This window comes from Oscillatoria sp. FACHB-1407 (assembly GCF_014697545.1).
Taxonomy (GTDB): Bacteria; Cyanobacteriota; Cyanobacteriia; order Elainellales; family Elainellaceae; genus FACHB-1407.
Genome location: NZ_JACJSA010000002.1, coordinates 176042 through 201359 on the forward strand (window position 1 = coordinate 176042; position 25318 = coordinate 201359).

The following is a 25318-nucleotide window of genomic DNA, read 5'->3' on the forward strand; positions in this document are numbered from 1 at the left end:
TGAAGTCTTACTGATACATCAGTGCTTATGCAGCAGCGTGTCAATCTCAGCCGCCACCCGTTCTGGTTGCTCTACCATAGCTAGGTGACCACAATCCGAGATTTCAACCACATTGTCAGCACAAAACTGGAACGAATGGTGAAAACTGGCAAGATGACGCACATACTGAGATTCCATAATCGTGTCATCTGCCCCAGCAATAAAATACACAGGTTGCTTGAGACGAGAGACAACCTGTGGGAGTTGATGCACTTCTTCTTCGGTGGTGGAGTCTAATAACGTCCCTAACGCAGCTTCTGGGTGGGCTGCAACCAGGTCTAAGAGTCGCTGTCGTCCCCACTGACGCGCCAGTGGACGCACGACATTCATGCGAGTCATCACCAGATCGACCAGCGGCAAATAGCAAAGCCAACGTGGGCGCAGCTTAACCAATTGCTCCCCTGCGGAGCGGAACCGTTCAAATTCTTCTTTTAAGTAAATACCACCGCCAGAGTTAACACAGACAACCCCTTTAACAATGTCTGGCAACATATCGGCTGCCCAAAGCGCAATACTGCCCCCCAGGGAATGCCCAATTAGCCAGACATTAGTTAACCCAAGGGCTTTGAGCAGATAGGCAAGGTCATTGGCGTAAGCGGCTGGGGAATAGTCTGCTGACGGAGAGGCGATCGCCGTTGCGCTGGAGACTTCCGTGGCGATAAGACTGTTGGTAGTTGCAATGGCAGCTTGGCTTAGACGTTGTCGTGATAAACCATATTTCTCTACGGGCTGTGAGTCTCCAAATCCGCGCAGGTCATAGGATAAGCACTGATAGGCAGGGCTTAACTGCTGAATCACGGGTTGCCAATATTCACGGCTCAGCAACCAGCCGTGAATAAATACCAATGTCACTGGAGAGTCGGTTGCCGGGGTCAGTTCGTAAGCGTGAGGAACCCCAAGGACATCAACGGTTTTGACCATATTTCTATCCTAACTTGAAGTGCCTCAAAATAATGAGCGGTTCTGAGCGGATCGACAGCCGTTACAGTGTCCACAAACGATTTGTGAACATGGGGGGATAAGGGGCGGTGCCCTCAGCCAAGGGTTTCATCCTTGCATCCCGTTCCTATCCCAATTGGGATGGTTGTTGTCAATCGTCTTAAACTACACGCCAATAGGAATATGGGAACAATGGGCGATCGCCACTGACCCATACCTTAATTATTCATTCATGTTTCTATAAGTAGCAACCGCCGATGGAGAAATCCGGTTCAAATATCTGAAAATCCAATATTTGAAAATTGTGTCCAAAATAACCGGGAAAGTCGCAATGAAAAGGAAGATAAAACTGCGATTTGCGGGCAAACCAAGATGTTTGGCGATGCCCTCCAACAGCACCTCCCAGCCGTGGGGAGAGTGAAACCCAACAAATGTATCCGTAAACAAGATGATAATAAAAGCTTTTGCACTATCGCTTAAGCCATATACCAATTCGTCAATAAATGACTTTAAGACCGCAATTTCTCGCTGACTGGTGATAATAATTCCTGCAAAAGCAGCAATCGAGAAAATATCGGCAAAGACGTTTTTAACGGCGTCATTACTCTGATAACGAAACTCTTCCTGAAGCTCGATCGCCTTCTCCCTGACTTGAGTTTCAATTTCCTCATCATTGAGTGCTGGAGCCTGACCAACAAGTGCTCTGAACCTCAACTGCTCCTCAAAGTGGTGCAATTTTGTCAGGGCTTCTTCCTCCATTTCAGGATTCAAAAAAACTTCTGCTTCTTCGTTACTTCTGAAGCGATCAACGATGGGACCAACAATAAAGTTTTTAGTTAATTGTTGGGTCAAGAGAGGAACGATGATCAGCAGTAAAACAAGCCTTAGAGAAATAACAGTTCTGGCTTTAGAGTTGCGAAAATTTTCAACAACTTCTTCTTCAGCGTTCGGGTCTAATTCTCGCTTAATGCGATCGACCGTTTTAAGAATGGAGCGTGGTAAAACTCCCGTTTTATCCACAATGGATGCCACATCCTCGCCCCCGGATTGTGCTCTGACCAGATTGGACTGAGTTCGGGGGCTACGAGGAGTTTGCCCGTTAAGCTCAAGCTGGCTAGATTCTGGAACGACAATCAATGATGAACTGGAGGGGACGTTTTCATAACGGGCAATCACTTCATCAATGATGCGCAGCTTTCTCAGGATGACGGCTTGCTTGTCGATGACGTTGACAATCACGCCTTCGCTCTCTTCATCCTCAACTTCGACTTCGGTGATTGGGCGGTTAGAGATGCGCATGATTAAACGACTGAATCTAAACTCCGCCAATCTCAATTTGACAATACTTAAATTTGTTTTAAGGTCTTCTTGAAAAACGGCACGTTCGCTTTGACTGTAGTTGCCAAAATCAGGCGATATTCTACCGCCACCAAAATGAGCGTCCTCAATCGCCTTAATCATTAAGGCAGCTTCATAGGCTTCATCTAAAGCCCGTTCAGGTGTCTTAAAAAACCATTGATTAGCAGTTCGAAAATACTCCCTCAGAGTCGAAAAAATGGGACTTCTCATAGGTAACTAAGCGGCATTTGATGTGTTTTAAAACACGTTTTTAAGCATAAATGGAACAGGAACGTTTCTAAAGTTATGCCTTCAAAAACGACAAATAGTGAAGTCACTCACCAAATTTTAAGAGTGGAGTGGTTAGGATCATAACAAGTGTATCAAAGTGAAATTGGTGTCTCCTGATTCTATTTGGATGAGCGGCTCCGCTCGTAGTGGTAAGACAACCCGGTTGATCGATCGCTTTTGCGCCTGGTCGCAGCCTACCCCGATCGCCCCTCAATCTGTCTCTGCGGCGATCGCCCTGGTGTTTGCCGCAAACGGTGACAACCGTCTTGAACTCGCCGATCGTCTAGCAGAGGCAACGCAGGGACAGGTGCCGTTTGACTCCACTACCCCTTTAGGTTTTTTTCAAGATGAAGTGATTTTGTTTTACCCCCTGCTGGTGGAAAAGCTAGGGTTACCCGCCCAATTTCCCCTGCGGCTGCGCCCGGAAACGGAGCAGGAATTGGCGACTCAACTGTGGTCTGAGCCGCTAGAGAGTGGCAGATTGCGTCAGGAAGGGGTGCCGGATTACTACATGGTGCGGCGATCGCTCGACTTGTTGCAGTTAGCCGCTTTAGCGGAGGTGCCCACCGAAGATATTGCTACGATGCTGAAAAACGGCTTTGCAGGGCAGGAAGGTGGGTCTGATGCGCTGTGGGAGTGTATCGGCGAGGTGTTGTTGCAATGGCGGGAGTGGTGCCTGGAGCGGGGGTTGTTGACCTATGGCATTCTCACGGAGTTGTATGGGCGGCATTTGTTGCCCGATGCGACCTACCAACAGCACTTGTTTCGACGTTATAACCGCCTGTTTGCGGATGATGTCGATGAGTATCCAGCGATCGCCCAGACCCTCTTTACCACCTTGCTTGATCACGGCATTCCAGGTTGTTTTACCTTTAACCCCAATGGCTCTCTGCGGTTGGGCTTAGGGGCTGACCCAGAGTGTTTGGTGAACCTGGCAGATCGCTGTCAGGTTGAGCCTTGCACCCAACCCGTTGATGCTTCTCTGGGGGCAGAGTGGGGAGCAGCGATCGTCGGTTGGGTTGATGAACCATTCTTACTGCCGGAGTTGCCAGCAGCGATTCAAGGTATTCAAACGACCTCCAGGGCGCAACTGTTGCGACAGACGGCAGAGACGATCGCCCAGGCGATTCACTCCCGTCAGGTAGAACCGCAGGAGGTTGCGGTCATTGGTCCTGGTTTGGATGCGATCGCTCGCTACACTCTAAAAGAAATTCTGATGAATCGGGGCATTGCGGTTGAGTCCTTAAGTGACCAACAACCGCTGATCAGTTCCTCACTGGTGCGATCGCTGTTGACACTGTTAGCCCTCGTCTACCCTGGCTTGGGGCATCGGTTAACCTCAGATGCGGTGGCTGAGATGCTGGTTGTTCTCAGTCAGCCTGCGGTGTTTGAGGGACAAACCGGGTTGGAGTTAGCGGCGATTGATCCCGTCCGGGCAGGGCTGCTCACCGACCATTGCTTTGTCTCTGATCTCGATCGCCCCCACCTGTTGCCCGCCACCCACTTTCCGCGCTGGGATCGCCTGGGATTTCGAGCGACCCAGTCCTACACAGCCATTCTGCAATGGCTAGAGGCGCAGATTTTGCAACAGCAACAACGTCTGATCCCCAGCCCAGTGACGCTACTCGATCGCGCCATTCAGCACTTTTTTTATGGGGGTAGTCACCTACCCTATGACCAGTTGGCTGCCCTGCGCGAACTGATGGAAACGGCACAGCACTATTGGGATGTGGACAAGCGACTGCGGCAGAGTGACACCCAACTAGCCCCGACTCAAGCGCGATCGGAGATGCCCATCGGTGCGACAGTAGGACAATTCATCCAGCTTTTGCAAAACGGCACGATTACCGCAGACCCCTATCCGGCTCGTCCGGTAGGAGGCACGAGTCAAGCGGTGACCCTGGCAACGATCTTTCAATATCGCTCGAATCGACGTGCTCACCGCTGGCAGTTTTGGTTGGATGCAGGATCATCGCTCTGGTTGACCGGAGGAGGGGCGTTGTTTGGTGCACCATTATTCCTGCAAAGCTGGTCTGGACGGGCATGGACGGCAGCAGATGCTCTGGCATTTGATCAGCAACGGTTACAGCGGCAATTGCTCGACTTGCTGGGACGGGTGAGCGATGTAAAGCATTTCTCCCCTGGAAATCACCGCCTCTACCTATGCCATAGTGACCTGGCAACCAACGGGCAAGAACAAAATGGTCCGCTTTTAACCCTTGTCAATCGAGCGATCCCCGTGACGCAGGAGCTTGCCCTTGAGGTTTAACCCAAAAACGGTGCAAGAAATTTAGAGGCTTCCCTGTATAATGACCTGACACCTTCCGGAACGAGGGTCAGGCTTTCGGTATAATGTTCGCTTCAGCCAGTTATCGCTGTACCCCAATGGCTTAAGACACTGGCATCGGAGGGGGTGGGGCAATGTTCCTGCCCGCCGTTCGAGCTGCTGTGTCTAACCGCCGTGACTGTTACTAAAAACCTATACTCACATCGATGTGATAAATTGCTGTGATTGCAGTCTACCCTGGTAGCTTTGACCCAATTACCTTGGGACATTTAGATGTCATTGAGCGTGCCTGTCGCCTCTATGACACCGTGATTGTCGTCGTTTCACGAAACGTGAGCAAAACTCCTCTGTTTACGATTCAAAAGCGACTAGAGCAGATCCGCCTGTCAACCAGCCATCTACCCAATGTGGAAGTAGACAGCTTTGACGGCTTGACTGTAACCTATGCGAGAATGCGAAAAGCGGGGGTTTTGTTGCGGGGCTTGCGAGTTCTCTCCGATTTTGAGAAGGAACTCCAGATGGCGCACACGAACAAAACCCTGTCTGACGATATCGAAACCGTTTTTTTGGCGACCTCAAACGAGTACAGTTTCCTTAGCAGTAGTCTTGTTAAGGAAATTGCTAAGTTTGGTGGTCCTGTCGATCACCTCGTTCCTCAACCTGTTGCTCTGGATATTCACCGATGCTACGCCAAGAATCCCCCAGTATCACCCCCGATCGCAGTGGAGCCAACCCCACTTCAGGAGCATCCTCCAACGCCGCTGCCTATGGAGAGGCAACACGAGTCGGGGGTGTAGATATTGCGCGTGAACTCAATAAGCTGGAAGAGATGATTCTGGACAGCCCTCGCATTCCCCTCAGTCGGCGGACGTTGGTGGATGAGGAGCAGTTTTTAGATCAGCTTGATCTGATCCGGATCAACCTGCCGCCTGCGTTTCAAGAGGCGGTGGAGATCGTCCGACAAAAGGAAGAAATTTTGTTAGAGGCAGAGCAGTATGCCCAGGAAATTATTGAAACCGCTGAGCGGCGAGCCGCTCAAATTCTCGATGAAACCAATCTGGTGCGGCAGGCAGAGTTAGAGGTGAATCAGATTCGCCAGCAGATGAAGCAGGAATGTGAAGCAGCCCAGGAACAAACAATGGCTGAGATCGAGCGGATGCGGCGACAGGCTCAGCAAGATTTAGAGGAAATTCGACGACGGGCGATCGCCGAAGCTGAAGAGATTCAAGCCGGGGCAGATGCTTACGCTGACAGTGTATTGCGGGATATGGAGCAACAATTGGCGGAGATGCTGCGGGTGATTCGCAATGGCCGCCAACAACTTCAGCTTGAATCTGCGCCCCAACCAAGGACAACATCCAACACTACGGCAAATCGCCCACCCATCTCAAATAAACCCCCTGAGCGCAAGAGTTGATGCAGGGAATAGGGAGTGGGGAATAGGGAATGTTCCTTATTCCCTTTACCCTTTTACCTCTTCACCGCTTCTTTCCTCTACTCTCCAATCCCCATTCCCTACTCCCCGGGTTCCTAATAATTTCCTTGCAATTTCACGGCGGTGCCCGTCGCGGTGATCAGCAAGAGCACTCCTGCCTGATCGATGTTGATGGTACCCGTGTCTACTTCGATCCCAATAACAGCATTGGCACCCAAGCGATTAGCACGATGGGCTAATTCCTCCAGGGCTTCTTGTTGCCCCCGCTCAAACACATGCTCATAACTGGCAGTGCGTCCACCGACGATATCGCGAATGCCAGCAAAAAAGTCACGCAGGGCGTTGCTACCATAAACCACCTCGGCCGTGACGACCCCTAAGTAGGATTCGACGATCGCACCCTGAATGACATCGGTTGTTGCTAAAATCATGCCTTGACTCCTCCGACAATTGGGAACACTGAGCAGGAATTGCAATGCCTGCACCCCTAACAATCTCATGAAATTTGGTCAATTCACGCTGCAATTGGGGATGGACGATTGATAAAAATAATAAATTTCAATAATTTCCCTGATTTCAAATGCAATTTTGTGTAGTGCATTGACAATCTGACCTATTTCAGAAAACATCACAAAGGATAGCGGAGTGAATAGGACGGTTAACCGTGAATAGATTTCTACTAATGGCGAGCCTTGTATTACTGGGTGGAGTGGCACCGTTCATTCCACAGGTTGCGCTCGCCCAAACCCCAACGGCAAGTCCAACCCTCCTGGAGGAAAGCGTCGCTCAGAATAGTGCTCAACGCATCAACGCACTGCTGCGGCGGGGGCGTGAGTTGGTAGAAGCTAATGATTGTGCAGGGGCGATCGCCACGTATCGTGAAGCAGCGGCGTTAGACCCAGACAATGCCAGAATTTTCTCGGCGATCGGCTTTTGCTATGCCCGTGAGGAAAACTTTGCAGAAGCGGTGGATGCTTATCAACGGGCGATCGCTCTCGACGACCGAAATGCCAATTTTCACTACGCGCTTGGCTTTAGTTTGGCAAATGCAGGTGATTATGGGGCAGCAGCGACTGCCTACCGTCGGGCAACCGAGCTAGACACCGACAATGTTGAGGCGTTTTTAGGATTGGGGGTTGTGCTGACCCGCCAGAGTGACTACGATGGCGCACTTCGGGCATACCAGCGGGTAATCTCCCTGCGTCCTAACAATACTCAAGTGTATGAATTCATGGGAGCCGTCTACATTCAGCAGGGGCGGTTTCAAGAGGCAGCAGATATCCTGAAGCGAGCATCCGATCTGGCACCCCGTCGTGGCAGTATTCAGGTCAATTTGGGGGTTGCCCTATTAAGTCTGGGAAACGTCAATGACGGCTTGCTGGCACTCAAACGGGCAGCAGAGTTAGAGCCGCGCAACGTGCAAATTCACCTGCAAGTCGGCAACATTTTGCGGTCACAGGGCAACGTCGATCGCGCCCTCGAATACTATCAACAGGCGATCGCCGCCGATGCCAGTTCAGTGCAAGCCCACGAGTTGATGGGCGAATTGTTGCTAGAGCAGCAAGATTACCTGCGGGCGATCGTCACCTATCGTCGCGTGGTTGAGTTAGCCCCCGACAACCCAAATGGGCACTATCACCTGGGGTTGGCTCTGCAAGGACGACAACGCAATCAAGAGGCGATCGCCGCTCTGGAAACAGCCCGTAACCTGTACCAACAACAGGGCAACAGTGAAGGTGTGGACACGGTTGAGGCAGTGCTGCGAGAACTTTAAGGCGTGCATCTGACGGTTAGGGGAGTGGCGGTTAAAACCGCAGACTTCGGCGTGAGCCTCAGCCGAACGCTACCAGAACAAAATCTGCCTAAGGATCGTGAATTAAATAACCTGAAAATGCCAACCTCCTGTACGGGCGTGGCATTCGGCAGAGGGTTCTGGAACAATGGCAAGGGCTTTTGACCGAATGCTGCGCCCCTACGCCAGGAATTACACCTTCATAAATTCGCGATCCTAAGCTTGCTCCATGCCCATTTTTTGCTGGAGTGTCCTGCCTAACTTTAATTTCTGTGTGGATGGGATTGACTGAACGGACGGGATTGACAATGCTGATCAACAGATCGCTAATCTAATACCATTTCTATAAATTTGAGTTATAGATCTATACATCTGTAAGGCATGTATAGCCGTAGCCACTTGGGTTAGGACGGGGTGCAGGGATAGAACCCCTGGCTGCGGGGCGCAGCCCCCACACCCCCTCTGCCCTCAATAAAGTGGTAATCGCTATATCTGTAAGGGCGGTTCGCGAACTGCCCCTAACGCATCTGTCGTTCTCCTTTTGAGAATTGGTATACCCTCTAAAGGTTAGGATTAGCATCGTCAGTTCACATTCCTCCAGGCAACCAATGGGTATTAAACGCCTTTACGATCGCGCTCCCTTTTCGTGGGATGAAAAATCGGCTCAAACTATCCAGAACGATCGCAACTGGCTGGAATCCATTACTCGTAATGCGGCACCCCTGTCGGATTGGTGGACTAAGGCGCGGATCGTCCAACTGGCGTATCCCGTTCCAGCGGAGGGAGGGGTGGCAAAAACAGCGGGCAAACGCATCTACGCCGGGTTAAACGAAACAGAGATTGTTCAACTCTTGCGAGAGGGTGTCGATCCGGCTCAACACCCTGATTTTGACAAGCAGGTCACAGAAGACTTTGTCATCAACACCCTCAACGCCTGGAAATCTCAGCGATTTGCGCAATCCATCAGCCGCAACTTTGATATTTACGCCGATCGCATTCATCCCAATACGTTTTTGGTGGTCAGCACTGCGCCCGTATCGCTGGAGGTCGATCGTGTGTTGCCCCCAAGCGATCGCTTTCGTCCGTTGTTTAATGTAGACGAACTCGCCAAACTGGTTCACGCTCACGATGTCAATCGACTGACATTACGAACCCATGGTTATTCCAACCATGCCGAGAGCTTTTATCACATCTTTCAGGATGAGGCGAAGGGATTCAACACCCCCGACACTGAAACCGGGACTCCACCCTTCACCCCCGACCACTTCTTTATTGGATATCACTGGCCCAGCGAACAGCCCGTTACCAGTCCGGGCTTGTGGAATGACTATCGCAGAGCACCGGGCATTGTGCTGAAGTTTTTGCTGGTGTTAAGTGTGCTGTCTGCTATTTTTGGCACGCTGCTTTATCTGTTTCTGCGGCTTCTGGGCATTCCTCTATTGACCTTGCTGGAACGGGTTCCACCACTGGTTCCGCTTTTAGAATGGAGCCGTATTCGCCTGGTAGCGGACTATGCCGTGCAATTGCACTGGCTCATTCCCACTATTTTTATGTTGTGGTTGCTGCTGTTTTTGCTGTTGCGGATTGTGGTTTACCAGCGCGATCGCTACCGGGCAATTCACTATGGCGCACCCGATCTGGCAGAGTTTTTCTGGCGACTCGACAAAGCCCTAAACAAGCCTGAAAACTGGGCAGTGCGATCGAGCCAAAACGGCAAATCGGATCGCAATCGCCGCATCAAGGTGAATTTGTTGGGACACAGTATGGGGGCATTGGTGGTGGTTAACATGCTGCGAACCCTGTCAGAACGATTTGGTAAGGACGATCACGGCACTCTCAAACCTGACTCAGATCTGAACTTCAACGAAGATGAAACCGATGATATTGGGGAACATCTGGAACTTGACAAACTGATCCTGGCATCGCCAGACATTCCCTTAGAGTTTTTGCGGGAGGGACGCAACAACTATGTGCGGTCTGCCATGCGGCGATGTCGGCGGATCTATCTGATGTCGAGCGATCGCGATTTTGTGTTGCGCTATCTTTCAACCCTGGCGAATTGGTTCATTGAACCGAGCATTCAAATGGCAGGATTGCGCTTAGGGAATGTGTATCTGCGCGAAGCCCCCAAAGCCAAATCTAGAAAACAGTTCAAATCCAACGCTCCGACCAGGCAAGACATCCGTGTTGAGAAACCCACTGTGCCGGAGTATCTGCCCTACATTCGCATCATGTTGCACTCGGAAAAGGCCGTGCAACCGACCTCCTCGTATGAGTTGTTTCGCAAGTTTAACTATCTGGACTGCTCTGAGATGGGAGGTTCTGGTAAAGATGGTGGGGTGAATAGCGTTCCCTTCAAGCTGAATGGCATCAATGGATTGTTGATTGATGCGCTGAATATTGCCTGGTTTGCGTTGGGATCAACCACAGGTATTAATCGCCTCGATATTCATGGGGGATACTTTCAGACGCAGACCCGCTCCTTTCAAATTCTGCAATTTTTGCTAACTGCCAGTCCTTTTCTCTCGGATGAGGTGATCAAAGCCGAGATCGCGAGACTGGTCGAGGGGAGTCCAATTCGCTTTCTACCCAGTCAACCGTGGGTTATGCCGAAGTCTGAAAACGTTGCCGGAGAATAAACTCAGCGATCGCCAAGTCTACCGGGGTCGTGACCTTAAGATTCGTTTCTTCCCCTTCCACAATCTGAACGGGCAACCCACATTGCTCAAACAACGCCGCATCATCGGTAACTTCCCAGTTCTGGCGCACACCCTCTGCGTGACAGCGCAACAGTTGCTCTACCCCAAACCCTTGCGGAGTCTGGGCTGCCCATAAGCGACTGCGATCGGGCGTGTCTTCGATCAACCGACTGCCTGGGGAGACAACCTTGATCGTGTCCTTCACAGGGATCGCCGCAATTAAGCCTGAACAGTTCATCACCGCCTCAGAACAGCGATCGAATAGCTCTGGTGTAGCGAGACAACGTGCCCCATCGTGGATCAACACCCGCTCAGCGATCGCCGGAAGCCCCTGTAAGCCGCGATAGACCGACTCCTGCCGGGTTGACCCTCCGGGGATCAGATGCACCATTTTCGTTAATTCCAAACTGGTGACAATTTCCTTGAAATCTTGCCAATCATCAGGTTGACCGATAATGCCAATCCAATGAATGTGTTGGGATTGCTTTGCAGCTAACAATGTCCAAGCCAGCAAAGGGCGATCTAAAAGAGGTAGGAGCAATTTGTTGCGGTTGCTCCCCATGCGTCGTCCTGATCCTGCGGCTGGAATTAACAGATACACAATGTGTTCCTCATGACTTTAATCAATTTGCCATGGGAAGTGGGAAGTGGGAAGGGGAAGACTGAAAAAAGAAGGGAAAAACGAGTGAAAGGCGACTTGTGAATCATGAGTTGATCATGAATCGTGAACAGACCTTGTTAATGGCATCGCCGTTAGCCGTTAATGGCATCGTTAATAGCATCTCAACATTTGACCACAATATCCATTGGCTAATACTCACTGGTTAATACTTATTGACTAATAACCACTGACCATTGACCATTAACCACTGACCATTGACCATTGACCATTAACCACTGACCATTAACCATTGACCACTGACCATTAACCATTAACCATTGACCATTAACCATTAACCACTGACCATTAACCATCCATCTTTCCCGAATTTTCACCCTTTAATTTGTTGCAAGAAACTATGATCAAATAGTTTTTGAGTTCCTGAACTTATGGGCAATCGCTTCTTCTGGGTGGTGTTTATTCTTTCGTTAATGACAGTACTCATCATTGGGTTCTCGTTACGGAGTGACATGATATCGGGTGAGTCGAAAACGCTACCTCGAACTGCCTTTGTTCATTTGTTTGAGTGGCAATGGGATGACATCGCCAGGGAATGTGAGACGTTTTTAGGTCCGCAGGGATTCGCTGCCGTGCAGATTTCGCCTCCAAACGAACATGCTGTGGTTGCGGAGCAGGGGTTTCCCTGGTGGCAACGCTATCAACCCGTGAGTTACAAGTTGCAGAGCCGCAGTGGCGATCGCACCCAGCTTGCAAACATGATTCAGCGATGCCATCAAGCTGGAGTCAAGGTGTATGCCGATGCAGTGATCAACCACATGACAGCCCAGGAGTCAGGCGTTGGGAGTGCGGGCACCCCGTTTATTCGTTATCATTATGCCGATCTGTATCAACCCTCTGACTTCCATAGCTGCGATCGCAACATTAGGGACTATACCAACCGCGATGAGGTGATGAACTGTCAATTGGTGGGATTGCCCGATCTCAAAACCAGTTCACCAAAGGTGCAACAACGTATTGTGGAGTATTTGATTAGCCTGCTGAATTTAGGAGTCGATGGATTTCGTATCGATGCGGCAAAACACATGGAAAGTCAGGATATTGCCGCAATTCTGGCATTGCTCGATCGCCAAACAACTAAGGAGCCTTACATCTATCAAGAAGTTATTGACCCCGGCAATGAAGCGATTAAAAAGACAGAGTATTACCCTAATGGAGATGTGATTGAGTTTGAGTATGGCAAAAAGGTCGGTGCCAAATTTATGGGCATTGAGGGGCAAACGATCGCCCAGTTAGAGACGTTGGGTGAAAGTTGGGGATTGATGCCCAGTAATAAGGCGATCGTGTTTATTGATAACCACGACAAACAACGGGGACATGGTGGCGGTGGCACCTATCTGACGCACCAAGATCCAGAGTTGTATGATCTGGCGAATGTATTTATGTTGGCGTTTCCCTACGGCTATCCACAGGTGATGTCGAGCTACCGTTTTACTAACAGCGATCAGGGTCCCCCCGCCGATGCCAACGGCAAGACTCATCCGGTGTATCGAGGCGACCAGGCATTTTGCTTTGGGGAATGGGTGTGTGAGCACCGTTATACGGCGATCGCCCCTATGATTCAGTTTCGTAACATCACGACAGATACCGCAGTGACTCACTGGTGGAGTAACGGCAATAATCAAATTGCCTTTGGTCGCGGTGACAAAGGGTTTGTGGTGATCAACCGGGAAGATACTGTTTTAACCCACACCTTTCAAACTGATCTGCCTCAAGGAACCTACTGCAACATTCTCAAGAGTGAGGTGGAGAGGAATAGACGTACCTGTGGCGATCGCACTCAAGCCATCGCAGTGAATGCACAGGGACAAGCGACAATTACGGCATTGCCAATGGAAGCCGTTGCGATTCATGTTGGAGCAAAAGTGTCTTGATGCAATCGATGATTCGCCCTGCTACGCCTGATGATATCGCAGCGATCGCCCGTGTCCATGTGGATGCGTGGCGCACGACCTATCGGGGCATTGTGCCCGATCGCTACCTTGAGGAGATGTCTTACAAAAAGTCTGAGGCTCGCTGGCAGCAATGGTTCACGATTACAGCCAACTTCCATCACATTGTTGTGGCTCTCAACGCATCAGATGAGGTGATTGGTTTTGCCAACGGTGGGGCAGAACGCACTAAACATCCAACCTTTGGGGGTGAGTTGTATGCCATCTATATTCTGCAAGCCTATCAACGTCAGGGATATGGGCGGGGTCTTGTAGGGGCGATCGCCACACAACTAGAACAATCTGGTTTTTCATCAATGCTAGTGTGGGCATTAATCAACAATCCGGCGTGCCGATTTTACGAACAATTAGGGGGACAACCCATCAAGCAACAATCTATTAATATTGGTGGCAAAGACCTCGTTGAGGTTGCCTATGGTTGGGCAGATATCAAGCTGCTGATTAACAGAGCATTTATTGAGAGAACCACCCATGACAGACCAATCCAAGACTGAAAAGCAAAAAATGTTGGCAGGTGAGTTGTATCTTTCGTTTGATGATGAACTCGTCGCAGATCGACGACGCGCAACCCAATTCATACGGCTTTATAACAGCACAACAGAAGATGAACTGGACAAACGCACAGAGTTAATCACAGGATTGTTTGGTCGAGTGGGACAAAACATTTACATCACTCCCCCGTTTTATTGCGACTACGGCAGCAATATTTATGCTGGAGATGACGTGTATATGAACTTCAACTGCGTCATTTTAGATTGCAACGAAGTGCATCTGGGTAACCATGTGCTGATGGCACCCAATGTGCAACTTTACACGGCATATCACCCCATCGATCCAACCATTCGGGCGAGCGGCAAAGAACTCGCTGCTCCGATTCACATCGGCAACCATGTCTGGATTGGAGGGGGTGCGATCGTCTGTCCTGGAGTCACCATTGGCGATAATACTGTGATTGGGGCAGGTAGCGTCGTTACCAAAGATATTCCCGCCAATGTGGTTGCAGTGGGTAATCCCTGTCGAGTTTTGAGAACCATCGATTAGTTAGCGATCGTCGTGTTCCAACCGTTTGCCGAGGCTCACCGCATCGTCAATTGTGAACCCCAACTGCTGATAAAACTCAATCACCTCGCGATTGCTCGATCGCACCAACAGGCTAATTTTAGGGCAACCCATTTCGCGTAACCGTCGCTCGGCTTCTGCCATGATTGCTTTGCCAAGTCCCTGTCGCTGATGCTGGGGAGCCACCGCCAGATAATTAATCCAACCCCGATGCCCTTCATAGCCTGCCATCACCGTTGCAGCGATCGCCTGCTCAATGACACCAACCAAAAAGAGTTGGGGTTGTATCTGAAGTTTGCGACGAATATCTTTGTGAGGGTCGTTCCAGGGACGAGTCAAACCGCACTGCTGCCATAACGCAATGACCGCCGACTCATCCGCTGGCTCAAACACGCGAATGATCATGTCACACTGGGTTGTGATTGGCGACTGCTAGAAGCTTGCAACAACACAATGATAAAAACAAGACCAAAAAATACATCACTGAAACCCACTAAAGCGGAGATCCAGGGCAACGTTCCATTGAACCAGTACACCAGCAAGATCACACCAATCGACAACTTAAATGCAGCTGACACTGCAATAAAGAATTTTTGGAGTTGATTAGTCCAGGCAACATAGGCATAACCCACGCCCAAAATAAAAATCCAGGCAGTAATGATCCACAGGCAAAACGGAGCGGCATCAGCAGGTAATCCAATCTTGATGCCACGGGTGAAATAGATGGGCGGAGAGAAGAAAACGGCTCCCAAAAAACTAATGGCAGCTGAGAGGTATAAGCAATAGCGAAACCACTGGGGGACGGGTTGTTCGGAAGCGAATGATGCAGTCATGATTATGGGGCTTTCCTACGAGTGAACTGTGGAAGGATGACTATTTAGATGTTGGTTCCTTGAAGATCCACTTCAAGGAATTGAGGGGGCTTTTCTAAATAAGACGTTTAGATAGCAGGGTTAATGCGGTCAATGGGGTAGCTATGACCGATTTTTAGGATGATTTGTCCAAATCACATAGAGCATAAGCCATTTCCTTTGTTCTAAGTTTTCTGACCAAAGCTATAACCACGTCAGCCCGTCACCATTGGCAATGCGATCGCAAACTCTGTCTTAAGGCAGTTTGTTAAAAAAACATTAAAGATTTCATGTCAAATTGCAGTATCTTTGAACAGTGTGTAGTTTGCATTTAATTAACCTGAGTTCGGGATAAGGATTTTGGCGGTTGAAACCGCAGCTATCGGAGCAAAACTGACCTGCGTCGGTTGAGCAGATCTGGGATTTTCGGTAGTCCGCGTCGGCAGACTTCGTTTTGATAGTCGCGAACTCATCCCCTAGGACTTAATCCGAATTAACGTTAATTAAGCTAACCCTGTTGACGGCTTTGAAAAAACAACTTTTTAGAAATAGATAAGTTGTAGGCAAAAGTGAAGCTCCAGTGAATGGGGGAAGTGGATGACCGTTTTAGACAAACTTTCATTGCTGATCGTAGATGATGACTTTGATAGTCGTTTTCTTCTGACTTACATCCTTGAACAGGAAGGGGCAAACGTGACATCCGTCGCATCCGCCACTGAAGCTCTAGAGATTTTAGAGCGTCAACAACCGGATGTCTTGCTGAGTGACATTGCTATGCCCGAAACCGACGGCTATCGGTTGATGCACCAGATTAAAAGCAATGGTTTAGATCGTGGGGGAGCCCTAACGGCGATCGCCATCACTGCGATGGTTGATGAAGAAAGTGGACAGCGAGCCATGCTAGCGGGCTATCAATTCTTTTTAGCAAAGCCGATTGATCAACAGGCATTAGTTGGGGCGATCGCCCATTTAGCCACTCAACGGCAACGGCTTTCTTAACTTGAGTTTGGAGCAAGGATTTTGGCGGACGTTTCTTAAGGGTTGCAATAGTTACACTGGGCAGGATCAGCCGTTTCTTGACCCCTGGGAAAGTACACGGTGTTTGTGAAACCGCACTTTGAGCACTGTTGAATGTCAGCTAGAGTTAACCCGGTTGGGAAGCCACACAGCCCACAGGGAAGCCCAGGTTTGTGATCTACAACGTCAAACCCCGGAGTGCCGCACTGGGGGCAGGTCTGGCTGATCTTACGTAATAAGTCTTGAGTTGCCTGGGCAATCACCTTCATACGAGTCGGGTTAAACATGGCTCGCATATCCGTTTCGAGGTGTGCCTGCCCAACTTGCCTCAGTAACTGAGTAACCACCTCTTCCAGTTGAGTCTCAGTCGTAATACCTTTGACGATCGCGGAGGGTTGTGACGTATGAGGATCAGGCATGACAATCAAGCCATGCTGTGGAAAGCCAACTTGAGCGGCAAACTTGAAGGCAGCATCTACAGTTTTTACCTGGGTTTGGTTGTAGTTGGTATCCGTTGAGAGTGCCTGCCCGACAATTTCTAACGCCTGATCGCGATCGACTAACATGACAATTTCGCGATCGCATCCCACAAACGGCATCGCTGGGTGGGGGCCAAAGCTGCCTTCACTGGCAAAGCCAAGGGTTAATTCAGTTGATGCCATTGCGTCCTGAGCTTTGAGACGAGCGGTTTGCAGTTGATCGCCCGGACGTTTCACATCCCGTGTAAAGGTTCCAAACGTATCGGTGTTGAAGTGACTTGGAACGATCGTACGAATCCCTAAGGCTTGTTCTAACAGGGGAGCCATGACGGACTCTTTGTGGTGCATTGTGGCAATGACTCCGACTCGCCCGTGAAACAAAGAAGACATAGGGAAAAGAAGAAAGAAGAAGGAAAAAAGAAGAAAGAAGAAGGAAAAAAGAAGAAAGAGGAAGGATAAGGGATGGAAGGAAATTGTTCAATGCCTGTAGGGGCACAGCATTCGGTTAAATCATAGGGTGATAATTGACCAATCCCTATATTACCGAATGCTACGCCCTAATTCAGATGATTGAATTGAGGATCAATTGCCGCGACAGATCCCCGGCTTCTAGTAACGTGATCAGACAAGCCCGATCAGCTCCTAAGGATCGCGAATTTATTAAGGTGTAATTCCTGGCGTAGGGGGGTGGCATTCGGTCAAACGCCTTTGCCATCGTTTCAGAACCCTCTGCCGAATGCCGCGCCCGTACAGGAGGTTACCGTTTTTCAGGTTATTTAATTCACGATCCTGAGTACAACTCGTCGTAAATAGGGGTGGGAATTCGGGGTGCAGGGGTTCCACCCCTGACAGGGGGCGAAGCCCCCATACCCCCCTGGTTTTATTTCCAAACCCTATCTGTGAATCACAGTACTAAGAAACCGGGGATTTGAAACGGGTTTGGTTGCTAACCTACGCCGCATCCTCATCGTGGGCAAAGCGGTTGTAGAGGAAGTCGAGGGCGTGGTTCCGCAAATCATAGTAGTACGGGTCTTCCATAATTTGGGCACGATCGCGAGGACGTGGGAAGGAAATATCGAGAATTTCACCAATCCCAGCCGCAGGGCCATTGGTCATCATCACCAGGCGATCGGCAAGGAACAACGCCTCATCAATGTCGTGGGTGATCATTAACACGGTGCAACGGTGCTCTTGCCAGATCTTCAAGAGTTCCTCTTGCAGTTCTTCCTTGGTGATGGCATCCAATGCGCCAAAGGGTTCGTCCAGGATCAGCACTTCAGGTTGAATCGCTAATGCCCGTGCGATCGCCACCCGTTGTTTCATACCCCCTGATAGTTGTGGGGGTTTCTTATCCATTGCATCGGCTAAACCCACCATTGCCAGGTTGTCTCGTGCGATCGCCCGCTTTTCGGCTTCGAGTTTGCGAGGATGCACTGAGTCAACTGCGATATAGACATTCTCGAAGGCAGTCAACCAGGGCAACAGGGCGTAGTTCTGAAATACCACCATGCGATCGGGGCCGGGTTGAGTCACTTTCTTACCCCGTAACAACACCTCACCCTGATCGGGTGTGGCAAAGCCGGAGATGGTGTTGAGCAGGGTAGACTTACCGCATCCAGAGTGACCAATGACGCAGATAAATTCACCTTCCCGCACAGTCAGGTTGATGTCTTTAATAACAACGTTCGGACCCGATGCCGTTGGATAGATCTTGGTGACGTTGTTTAAGGTGAGAAACGCATTACCAGCTTTCGGTTGGTCTGGAACAGATTGCGGAATGGTAGCCGTAGACATTTGGGTAATAGGATTAGACGACAACATAGGCTTGAATTGATGAATGAACGACAGTGCATGAGCAACGCCAGAGATTCAGGCAGATGAGCAATACCTGAATCTCCTCAGGCGGATGTCGAGAATTTAAGCCGCAATTCGGCGAGAGCCAATCGCCACTTCTGCCACGCTGAAATCACGCTTGATAGCGAGGCTATTGAGATAGGCGATCGGTTCATCAGCATCAAAGGGAATGCCATCAAAAAGTTGGATGGGTCCACGATGATATTTCACATCCAGAATGCCAATCTCCCGTGCGGCGGTGCTAAACACATCAACGCGACAAACCCGCTCTAACACTTCCAGCCAGTTGCGGGGGAAGGGAATGTCACCCCAACGCGCCATCTGGGTCATCATCCACAAGTGTTCTGAACGGCTAGGGCGGTTGACACCCTGCCCATAGAACAGGTGGTGAGCATATTCCCGCATGGGGCTTTCCAAATTGCAAGTCATCTGGTTGGGGTTGCCCAAATGGATGTAATCGACGCTGGTGCCGATGTATTCCCGTCGCGCCAGGATTTCACGAATTTCCTGCGCGTTGGCTTCATCGGCGCAATAGCGGCACGCTTCTAATAGAGCTTTGACCAGCGCAATATGAGTGTTGGGATATTGGTTTGCCCACTCTTCCCGAACGCCCAATACCTTACCGGGATGTCCGTCCCAAATTTCCAGGTCGGTTGCCACAGTAAAGCCAATGCCCTCCATGGCAGCACGCAGGTTCCAGGGTTCGCCAACGCAGTAGCCATCGATGCTACCCGCTTTGAGATCGACAATCATCTGCGCTGGAGGCAGGTTCTTGAGACTGACATCCTTATCAGGGTCAATGCCGCCCGCCGCTAACCAATAGCGCAACAATAGATTGTGCATCGAGGAGGGGTGGACGATGCCGAAGGTGTGCTGCTGATCTACGGACTCCAGCAACATGCGCTTGACATCTTTGGCGGAATAAATGCCCTGATCGTAGAACTTGCGATCGAGGGTAATGGCGTTGCCGTTGCGGGTCATGGTCAGAGCACTGACCACGGGCACTGGGGTCTCTTGGTGTCCTCCAGTAGAGAGCCAAACAGGCATTCCCGCAGGCATTTGAGCCGCATCCAGATACTTGCCCGTAATACCATCGACAATTCCGCGCCAGCTCGTTTCCCGCACGAGATGCACATCGTCTAACCCGTGCTTCGTGAAGAAGCCTTTCTCTTTGGCAATCACCACTGGAGCACATGCCGTTAGGGGCACAAAGCCAATTTCGAGGTTGACTTTTTCTAAGCCATGGTGGGCGATCGCCACTTGTTTGCGGGCTTGCAGTTTCTTGATGCGCTTTTGTTGGTTCAAGAAGTAGATCAACTCTGACCGCAAGCTGTAATAGCTGGGGTGGCTAACTACCTCCATGCGCTTGCGCGGACGGGGAATATCAACCTCTAAAATGCCGCCAATCTTGGAGGCGGGTCCATTGGTCAACATCACAATGCGATCGGAGAGCAATACCGCTTCATCCACATCGTGAGTCACCATGACAGCCGTTACATTATTTTGTTCGCAAATCCGCATGAGTTGCTCTTGCAGATTACCGCGAGTTAAGGCATCTAACGCACCAAAGGGTTCATCCAACAACAACAATTTGGGACGAGTAGCCAGGGCACGAGCGATCGCCACCCGTTGTTTCATACCACCGGAGAGGTGAGCCGGTTGGCGATCCGCCGCGTGACGCAAGCCGACCAGATCAATATGCTCCTCAACGATTTGGCGACGTTCCCCTTTTGGCAAATCTCTGCAAACTTCATCTACAGCCAGGGAGATGTTTTCGCGTACGGTCATCCAGGGCAGCAAGGAGTAGTTTTGAAACACCACCATGCGATCGGGACCAGGGCTATCAATGCGTTTGCCTTCTAGGGTCACCAAACCGTCCGTTGGCAGATCGAGTCCGGCAATCATGTTGAGCAGCGTCGATTTGCCACAACCTGAGTGACCGATTAAGGAGATAAATTCGCCTTTTTTGATTTCTAGATCAATGCCTTTGAGAGCGATATACTGACCGCCCCCAGTCAGGGGGAAGACCTTTTCAATTTGATCAACAGCAACAAAGGTAGACATAGGTAAGGAAAAAGAAGAGAGAAGAATGAAGAGAGAAAAAGAAGAGTGAAGGTCAATAGTCAATCGTCATTGGTGAATTGTTAATCAGTTACTAATGACCATTGACCATTGACCATTGACCATTGACCACTGACTCATGACCATTGACCATTGACCACTGACTCATGACCATTGACCACTGACTCATGACCATTGACCACTGACTCATGACCATTGACCACTGACTCATGACCATCAACCACTAACCACTGACCACATGACTAACCTTGAGGCAGGATGAGCTTTTGAATGAAGACCACCAACTTGTCTAGCAACAGACCTACTGCACCGATGTAAACCACAGCGAGAATAATTTCGCTAACGTAGTTTTGCTGGTAAGCATCCCAGATAAAGAAGCCGATGCCGACGATACCAGACATCACGATTTCAGCCGCAATAATCGCCAACCATGCCAAACCGATCGCAATTCTCAAACCAGTGAAAATGTAAGGCAGTGCGGAGGGCATGAGAACTTTGGAGAAGTACTTCCAGCGAGAAATCCGCAATACACGAGCAACGTTGATGTAGTCTTGGGGAACCTGACGCACACCCTCAGCAGTGTTGATCAAAATAGGCCACAGAGCCGTAATGAAAATCACGAAGATAGCGGCGGGCTGGTTTTGTTGCAGGGCAACCAGGGCGATCGGTACCCACGCCAATGGAGCAACCATCCGCAAGAACTGGAAGATGGGGTCGAGGGCTTTGTTGATGATGCGATTTGTCCCGACAAGCACTCCTAAAGAAATACCAACGATCGCCGCTGCGGAGTAACCTTGAGCAACCCGCCCTAAGCTGGCTAAGGTCTGCCAAAACAACCCTTTGTCTAATCCACCAAAATCATAGAAGGGATACAACAGCAGCGTGCGAGTCCGCTCATCAGTCCAAAGGCTCAAGGGTCCGGGGAGCTTGGTGATACCTGTGGATGACAACAGTTGCCAAACCGCGAGAAACACTAAAATACCGATGGCAGGTAGCACGATATTTTCAGAGTTTTTCTTCCAGAAGGTTTGGAAGTTAGTCATTAGTTCGTTATTGCCAGTCCGAGCCTTAGAGGTTGCGACCATAGTTACTCCGTGAATGAAAAAAAGAAGAATAAAAAAGGAAGAGTGGAAAAGGAAAAAAGAGAGGGTCAATGGTCAATCGTCAAATGTTCGTTGTTAGATGCAAGTGTTGACTACTGACCATTAGCTATTGACCATTGACCACTAGCTATTGACCACTAGCTATTGACCATCAACTATTGACCATTGACCATTGACCATTGACCGTTGACCATTGACCATCAACTATTGACCATTGACTAATAACCGTTGACAGTCCTTACACCCGCTTAATCTGCAAGCTGCTCAAATAAGCTTCTGGGTTTTCGGGGTCAAACTTGATGCCATCAAAGAAGGTTTCAACCCCTCTAGAAGTGCCGCTGGGGATGTCGGAGAATCCAGCTTCCTGAGCCGCTTCACGCCAGAGGTCTTCACGGTTTACCCGGTCGATGATTTGCTTTGCGGTGTCGATGTCAGCGATCGCCCCATTGTGGAAGCCCCAGCGCATCGTTTCAGTCAGGAACCACAGATCATGGCTCTTATAGGGATAGGAGACACTACCCAAATCATCTGTCCAGTACAGCGGTCCCTGCTTGATGTCGTTGACCTCAGGCTTGCCGTCACCCATGGTGTATTTGCCGTTATAGGGAGCTTCTAAAATTTCTTTAGGGATATTGAAGAAATTGCGTCCTGCGACGATTTGCACCAGTTCTGCGCGGTTTTCAGGCTTGTCGCACCATTGCTGCGCTTCCATGATGGCTTTGAGCAACGCTTTCGTAGCTTTGGGGTTAGCATCCACCCAATCTGCCCGAATAGCGAGATATTCTTCGGGGTGAAACTTCCACATCTCAGAGGTCAACGTTGCCAAAAAGCCGATGCCATCTGCCACAATCCGGTAGGGCCAGGGGTCACCTGTGCTGAAGGCATCCATCGTGCCATTCCGCATCCCCTGTACGGTTTCAGCCGAAGGAACCGCGAGCAAATCAATATCCTGATCTGGGTCAACGCCACCTGCGGCAAACCAGTAGCGAATCCAGAAGTCCTGGTTGGCATTGGGGAAGGTATACGCCGCTTTGAACTTACGACCACTGGTCGCCTGGAATCCCTTTACGTAATCCGCTGCATTGGATAGGTTGAGACCTAGACCTTTGCCTGTGTGGGTTCCGGCGATCGCAATCCCGTTTCCTTGAGTATTCAACTGAGCCAACACATACATCGGTATCTTGTTGCCGTTGGTAATAATCCCCTCAGTAATCAAGTGGGGCATGGGCATCTGCCATTGACCACCATCAATACCGCCCCCTTGAGAGCCGATGGTGACGTTGTCTCGTGCAGCCGCCCAACTGGCTTGCTTCGACACTTCAACTTGTGTCATGCCGTATTTTGCAAAGAAACCTTTCACTTGAGCAACAATTAAGGGAGCCGATTCCACAATGGGGATGTAGCCCAATTTAATAGCCGTTGTTTCAGGTGCTTCACCTTCTGCCACCGGAGCGGCGGGTGCAGCCGTCGTTGTATCAACCGCTCCAACCATAGAAGCCGGAGGGTTGCCAACACAGCCCTTTAAGAAAACGGCTCCAGCAGCAGACGCCCCAGCAGTAGCCAAAAACTTACGGCGAGTCAAGTGTGAGAAATTAGACATAGAAACCTCCTAACAGCCCAGCAAGGGTTGTAATCAAAACAAACAGTCGCTGCAAACTTTGGGCTGTTGGAGAATCTGATTTAAGATAACTCTGAATCAGTTATCTCAATCGATGTGCAACAGCCTTAGTTTTATGGAAATCACGAGAACCTTCATCTATAAGGACGTGAACCACGGTGGAACGTGAAACACTCTGAATGCTTTGGAAAAGCATCTATAAAAATCTATAGATGAACGTTCTTTGATAGTTAAAAATCTATCTTGAAAAAAAGTTTAACGTTTAACCGTGAAAAAGCAATGGGGTGTTGCATATAAACTTGCTATGCAAAAGGTAAAGGAATGCTTATCGGTCGTTGCAGTTCTTTACAACTTACCCAATGCTAATGGCTTATAAGGTTTAGGCAATCGCTACGCAAAATCCCTTAAACTACTGCCTTTCATGAGCCTGAGTGCCCTAAATGGTGTATGCCTTGAGTATGAAGGCATTCAACCTTTTGTTGTAGAAATGGATGGAAATATCATTCCACCAGAAAAACTGAGTTGATAGATATGAAGAATTTATCAATCACCCGGAATTGGACGGCTTTTTTGTGAAGAATGGTGTACTTATCTCATCTTCAGCCCTGACCGCTCACCATGCCCTTACTCCACAACGTGTGTTCTTCACTGGTTGTCGTTGGGTCGTTGATTGCCTCACTGCTTGCGACTCCAGCCCAGGCACAGATTGAGTTTAGAGCCGATCCGCAGGCACGGTTACCAGAGGAATATCGACAACGACGACAGGAACCCAACTATGCGGGATGCCCCTGTGGGTGCAATCGACCGCGTCTGATGGCTCTTATTCCTGAAAGTACCCCCGCATTGACCGTCTCAACCCACCCTGAGTTCTTTATCTCGGTTCCTGCTGCTTCAGAAATCAGCCATCCCCCTAAGGCAGAAGTTTGGGGAGAGTTTTGGGTGAGTCATGCCGATACGCAACACCTGATTTATTTCATTCGATTACCGATGCCTGAACAAGCAACGGTTCTAAGACTCCGGTTGCCTGCCGATTTGCCAGGGTTAGACATAGACAAGGATTATGAGTGGGGGTTTAACCTCAATTGTGACGAAGAGTATCGGACTGGCGTTTACGGAATCGTTCGGCGTGTGGCTTTTCCCGCAGACATTGAGGCATTGGGGGAGCAGGCAACTCCTCACGAACGCGCTACGCATTACGCTAATGCTGGAATTTGGGTTGAAGCGATCGCCACACTCGCTCAAGCACGACAGAATGCTCCAGATGATTTGGAGATCTTGAATGATTGGCGATCGCTGTTGCAATCTGCCGCCTTAGGGCCTGTAGCAGAACAACCTCTGTTGTATGAATACATACTTGAAGAGTGATTCAGAGTTGTGGACTTGAGTTTGGCTCTGACACATGGCTCAATCAATTACTTGTAGAGTCTGATCTGAAACTTTATCTCTCAGAATTTGTGATTGCATCACGCTCAATGTGTTGCACTAGAGAGAGACAATTGTCATACCAATTTGAATTGGCTTCGCTGCAAATGATTCCGTAGGGGCGTTTCGCGAAACGCCCCTACCCAGTGATCTGCCACAATCAAACATTAAATCAGTATCACTTTAGAGTTTTAACTACAGTCCAAAACAAACTATAAATCTTGAACCTGAAGAACAGGAAAATGAGTGTTTTTAAAGAACTTTTCATCCTGTCATTTTGGTATAACTTTAACCAGTTGTTGATATAGTGAAGTACTAAGTCCTCAAGCTGAAAGACAGACAGTAACACACGTTCAAGATTTAGAGATGCCTTAACAAACCA

The 25318-nt window shown here is 49.6% G+C and carries 24 protein-coding genes; 10 read left to right on the plus strand and 14 right to left on the minus strand.

Annotated elements, in window-relative coordinates:
* Nucleotides 1-18: 18 nt before the first annotated feature.
* Together H6G89_RS03975 and H6G89_RS03980 are read right to left on the minus strand one after the other, a co-directional pair.
* Nucleotides 19-960: an alpha/beta fold hydrolase gene (locus H6G89_RS03975; RefSeq protein WP_190503985.1), complete on the minus strand. Its 942-nt coding sequence runs from the start codon at nucleotides 958-960 to the stop codon at nucleotides 19-21.
* Nucleotides 961-1200: 240 nt separating this feature from the next.
* Nucleotides 1201-2547, minus strand: a complete 1347-nt coding sequence (locus H6G89_RS03980; RefSeq protein WP_190503986.1) for a proton extrusion protein PcxA — start codon at nucleotides 2545-2547, stop codon at nucleotides 1201-1203.
* Between the two features lie 187 nt (nucleotides 2548-2734).
* Here H6G89_RS03980 and H6G89_RS03985 point away from each other — a divergent pair, with 187 nt between their 5' ends.
* From H6G89_RS03985 to H6G89_RS03995, 3 genes are all read left to right on the plus strand, one after another.
* A complete protein-coding gene (locus H6G89_RS03985) occupies nucleotides 2735-4876 on the plus strand; it encodes a recombinase family protein (RefSeq protein WP_199336519.1) in 2142 nt (713 codons plus the stop codon).
* 239 nt (nucleotides 4877-5115) lie between these two features.
* Entirely contained in the window at nucleotides 5116-5691 is a 576-nt protein-coding gene (coaD, locus tag H6G89_RS03990; RefSeq protein WP_309229573.1) for a pantetheine-phosphate adenylyltransferase, read from the plus strand.
* Nucleotides 5577-6311: a DivIVA domain-containing protein gene (locus tag H6G89_RS03995; RefSeq protein WP_190503987.1), complete on the plus strand. Its 735-nt coding sequence runs from the start codon at nucleotides 5577-5579 to the stop codon at nucleotides 6309-6311. Before coaD ends, H6G89_RS03995 begins: the two co-directional genes overlap by 115 nt.
* Before the next feature lie 113 nt (nucleotides 6312-6424).
* Here the strand turns inward: H6G89_RS03995 and H6G89_RS04000 are convergent, their stop codons facing one another.
* The gene (locus H6G89_RS04000) at nucleotides 6425-6760 is read right to left on the minus strand and encodes a YbjQ family protein (RefSeq protein WP_190503988.1); all 336 of its coding nucleotides are present in this window, start codon (nucleotides 6758-6760) and stop codon (nucleotides 6425-6427) included.
* Between the two features lie 233 nt (nucleotides 6761-6993).
* Between H6G89_RS04000 and H6G89_RS04005 the strand changes: the two genes are divergently transcribed.
* Together H6G89_RS04005 and H6G89_RS04010 are read left to right on the plus strand one after the other, a co-directional pair.
* Nucleotides 6994-8103 carry a tetratricopeptide repeat protein gene (locus H6G89_RS04005; protein ID WP_309229574.1) on the plus strand — a complete coding sequence of 370 codons (1110 nt, stop codon included), beginning with the start codon at nucleotides 6994-6996 and terminating at the stop codon, nucleotides 8101-8103.
* A 626-nt stretch (nucleotides 8104-8729) separates the two neighbouring features.
* Nucleotides 8730-10760: an alpha/beta hydrolase gene (locus tag H6G89_RS04010; RefSeq protein WP_190503989.1), complete on the plus strand. Its 2031-nt coding sequence runs from the start codon at nucleotides 8730-8732 to the stop codon at nucleotides 10758-10760.
* On the opposite strand, the gene ispD is transcribed toward H6G89_RS04010, so the two are convergent.
* Both ispD and H6G89_RS04020 read right to left on the minus strand, forming a co-directional pair.
* A complete protein-coding gene (ispD, locus tag H6G89_RS04015) occupies nucleotides 10726-11421 on the minus strand; it encodes a 2-C-methyl-D-erythritol 4-phosphate cytidylyltransferase (protein WP_190503990.1) in 696 nt (231 codons plus the stop codon). The two genes, H6G89_RS04010 and ispD, sit on opposite strands and share 35 nt — an antisense overlap.
* A gap of 230 nt (nucleotides 11422-11651) precedes the next feature.
* On the minus strand, nucleotides 11652-11795 hold the full coding sequence (locus H6G89_RS04020) for a hypothetical protein (protein ID WP_190503991.1): 144 nt from the start codon (nucleotides 11793-11795) through the stop codon (nucleotides 11652-11654).
* A gap of 117 nt (nucleotides 11796-11912) precedes the next feature.
* On the opposite strand from H6G89_RS04020, the gene H6G89_RS04025 reads away from it, so the two are divergent.
* From H6G89_RS04025 to H6G89_RS04035, 3 genes are read left to right on the plus strand one after another with little or no spacing between them, the layout of a single operon-like run.
* Entirely contained in the window at nucleotides 11913-13373 is a 1461-nt protein-coding gene (locus H6G89_RS04025) for an alpha-amylase (protein WP_199336520.1), read from the plus strand.
* Nucleotides 13373-13945, plus strand: coding sequence for a GNAT family N-acetyltransferase (locus tag H6G89_RS04030; protein WP_242059817.1), 573 nt, complete (start codon nucleotides 13373-13375; stop codon nucleotides 13943-13945). Before H6G89_RS04025 ends, H6G89_RS04030 begins: the two co-directional genes overlap by 1 nt.
* A complete protein-coding gene (locus tag H6G89_RS04035; protein WP_190503993.1) occupies nucleotides 13923-14492 on the plus strand; it encodes a sugar O-acetyltransferase in 570 nt (189 codons plus the stop codon). The genes H6G89_RS04030 and H6G89_RS04035 overlap by 23 nt, the downstream gene beginning before the upstream one ends.
* On the opposite strand, the gene H6G89_RS04040 is transcribed toward H6G89_RS04035, so the two are convergent.
* The 3 genes from H6G89_RS04040 to H6G89_RS04050 all read right to left on the minus strand — a co-directional run bounded on the left by H6G89_RS04040 (nucleotide 14493) and on the right by H6G89_RS04050 (nucleotide 15834).
* Entirely contained in the window at nucleotides 14493-14915 is a 423-nt protein-coding gene (locus H6G89_RS04040; protein WP_190503994.1) for a GNAT family acetyltransferase, read from the minus strand.
* Nucleotides 14912-15343: a hypothetical protein gene (locus H6G89_RS04045; RefSeq protein ID WP_190503995.1), complete on the minus strand. Its 432-nt coding sequence runs from the start codon at nucleotides 15341-15343 to the stop codon at nucleotides 14912-14914. Before H6G89_RS04045 ends, H6G89_RS04040 begins: the two co-directional genes overlap by 4 nt.
* 353 nt (nucleotides 15344-15696) lie before the next feature.
* A complete protein-coding gene (locus H6G89_RS04050) occupies nucleotides 15697-15834 on the minus strand; it encodes a hypothetical protein (protein WP_190503996.1) in 138 nt (45 codons plus the stop codon).
* 124 nt (nucleotides 15835-15958) lie between these two features.
* Between H6G89_RS04050 and H6G89_RS04055 the strand changes: the two genes are divergently transcribed.
* Entirely contained in the window at nucleotides 15959-16360 is a 402-nt protein-coding gene (locus tag H6G89_RS04055) for a response regulator (protein ID WP_190503997.1), read from the plus strand.
* A 35-nt stretch (nucleotides 16361-16395) separates the two neighbouring features.
* On the opposite strand, the gene H6G89_RS04060 is transcribed toward H6G89_RS04055, so the two are convergent.
* The 6 genes from H6G89_RS04060 to H6G89_RS04085 form a co-directional block, all read right to left on the minus strand.
* Nucleotides 16396-17247 (minus strand): DUF6671 family protein, encoded by an 852-nt coding sequence (locus tag H6G89_RS04060; protein ID WP_190503998.1) that lies wholly within the window; start codon nucleotides 17245-17247, stop codon nucleotides 16396-16398.
* Nucleotides 17248-17808: 561 nt separating this feature from the next.
* Nucleotides 17809-18651, minus strand: a complete 843-nt coding sequence (locus H6G89_RS04065; protein WP_190504360.1) for a nitrate ABC transporter ATP-binding protein — start codon at nucleotides 18649-18651, stop codon at nucleotides 17809-17811.
* 123 nt (nucleotides 18652-18774) lie between these two features.
* Nucleotides 18775-20775, minus strand: a complete 2001-nt coding sequence (locus H6G89_RS04070) for an ABC transporter ATP-binding/substrate-binding protein (protein WP_190503999.1) — start codon at nucleotides 20773-20775, stop codon at nucleotides 18775-18777.
* A gap of 91 nt (nucleotides 20776-20866) precedes the next feature.
* Complete coding sequence (locus H6G89_RS04075) at nucleotides 20867-21010, minus strand: hypothetical protein (RefSeq protein ID WP_190504399.1); 144 nt, start codon at nucleotides 21008-21010, stop codon at nucleotides 20867-20869.
* A 25-nt stretch (nucleotides 21011-21035) separates the two neighbouring features.
* Complete coding sequence (gene ntrB, locus H6G89_RS04080; protein ID WP_190504000.1) at nucleotides 21036-21878, minus strand: nitrate ABC transporter permease; 843 nt, start codon at nucleotides 21876-21878, stop codon at nucleotides 21036-21038.
* 256 nt (nucleotides 21879-22134) lie between these two features.
* The gene (locus H6G89_RS04085; protein ID WP_190504001.1) at nucleotides 22135-23496 is read right to left on the minus strand and encodes a CmpA/NrtA family ABC transporter substrate-binding protein; all 1362 of its coding nucleotides are present in this window, start codon (nucleotides 23494-23496) and stop codon (nucleotides 22135-22137) included.
* A gap of 636 nt (nucleotides 23497-24132) precedes the next feature.
* On the opposite strand from H6G89_RS04085, the gene H6G89_RS04090 reads away from it, so the two are divergent.
* Nucleotides 24133-24879 (plus strand): DUF928 domain-containing protein, encoded by a 747-nt coding sequence (locus H6G89_RS04090; protein ID WP_190504002.1) that lies wholly within the window; start codon nucleotides 24133-24135, stop codon nucleotides 24877-24879.
* Nucleotides 24880-25318: the final 439 nt, after the last annotated feature.

Bases quoted from the DNA above. Each gene is read 5' to 3' on its own strand.
- H6G89_RS04010 (WP_190503989.1), top strand. From the start codon at position 8,730: ATGGGTATTAAACGCCTTTACGATCGCGCTCCCTTTTCGTGGGATGAA.
- H6G89_RS04075 (WP_190504399.1), bottom strand. From the start codon at position 21,010: ATGGTCATGAGTCAGTGGTCAATGGTCATGAGTCAGTGGTCAATGGTC.
- H6G89_RS04090 (WP_190504002.1), top strand. From the start codon at position 24,133: ATGCCCTTACTCCACAACGTGTGTTCTTCACTGGTTGTCGTTGGGTCG.
- H6G89_RS04050 (WP_190503996.1), bottom strand. From the start codon at position 15,834: ATGAGTTCGCGACTATCAAAACGAAGTCTGCCGACGCGGACTACCGAA.
- H6G89_RS04055 (WP_190503997.1), top strand. From the start codon at position 15,959: ATGACCGTTTTAGACAAACTTTCATTGCTGATCGTAGATGATGACTTT.
- H6G89_RS03995 (WP_190503987.1), top strand. From the start codon at position 5,577: ATGCTACGCCAAGAATCCCCCAGTATCACCCCCGATCGCAGTGGAGCC.
- H6G89_RS03975 (WP_190503985.1), bottom strand. From the start codon at position 960: ATGGTCAAAACCGTTGATGTCCTTGGGGTTCCTCACGCTTACGAACTG.
- H6G89_RS04000 (WP_190503988.1), bottom strand. From the start codon at position 6,760: ATGATTTTAGCAACAACCGATGTCATTCAGGGTGCGATCGTCGAATCC.
- H6G89_RS04045 (WP_190503995.1), bottom strand. From the start codon at position 15,343: ATGACTGCATCATTCGCTTCCGAACAACCCGTCCCCCAGTGGTTTCGC.
- H6G89_RS03985 (WP_199336519.1), top strand. From the start codon at position 2,735: ATGAGCGGCTCCGCTCGTAGTGGTAAGACAACCCGGTTGATCGATCGC.
- H6G89_RS04035 (WP_190503993.1), top strand. From the start codon at position 13,923: ATGACAGACCAATCCAAGACTGAAAAGCAAAAAATGTTGGCAGGTGAG.
- H6G89_RS04030 (WP_242059817.1), top strand. From the start codon at position 13,373: ATGCAATCGATGATTCGCCCTGCTACGCCTGATGATATCGCAGCGATC.
- H6G89_RS03980 (WP_190503986.1), bottom strand. From the start codon at position 2,547: ATGAGAAGTCCCATTTTTTCGACTCTGAGGGAGTATTTTCGAACTGCT.
- H6G89_RS04060 (WP_190503998.1), bottom strand. From the start codon at position 17,247: ATGTCTTCTTTGTTTCACGGGCGAGTCGGAGTCATTGCCACAATGCAC.
- H6G89_RS04070 (WP_190503999.1), bottom strand. From the start codon at position 20,775: ATGTCTACCTTTGTTGCTGTTGATCAAATTGAAAAGGTCTTCCCCCTG.
- H6G89_RS04020 (WP_190503991.1), bottom strand. From the start codon at position 11,795: ATGGTTAATGGTCAGTGGTTAATGGTTAATGGTCAATGGTTAATGGTT.
- H6G89_RS04085 (WP_190504001.1), bottom strand. From the start codon at position 23,496: ATGTCTAATTTCTCACACTTGACTCGCCGTAAGTTTTTGGCTACTGCT.
- H6G89_RS04040 (WP_190503994.1), bottom strand. From the start codon at position 14,915: ATGATCATTCGCGTGTTTGAGCCAGCGGATGAGTCGGCGGTCATTGCG.
- H6G89_RS04025 (WP_199336520.1), top strand. From the start codon at position 11,913: ATGACAGTACTCATCATTGGGTTCTCGTTACGGAGTGACATGATATCG.
- H6G89_RS04065 (WP_190504360.1), bottom strand. From the start codon at position 18,651: ATGTCTACGGCTACCATTCCGCAATCTGTTCCAGACCAACCGAAAGCT.
- ntrB (WP_190504000.1), bottom strand. From the start codon at position 21,878: ATGGTCGCAACCTCTAAGGCTCGGACTGGCAATAACGAACTAATGACT.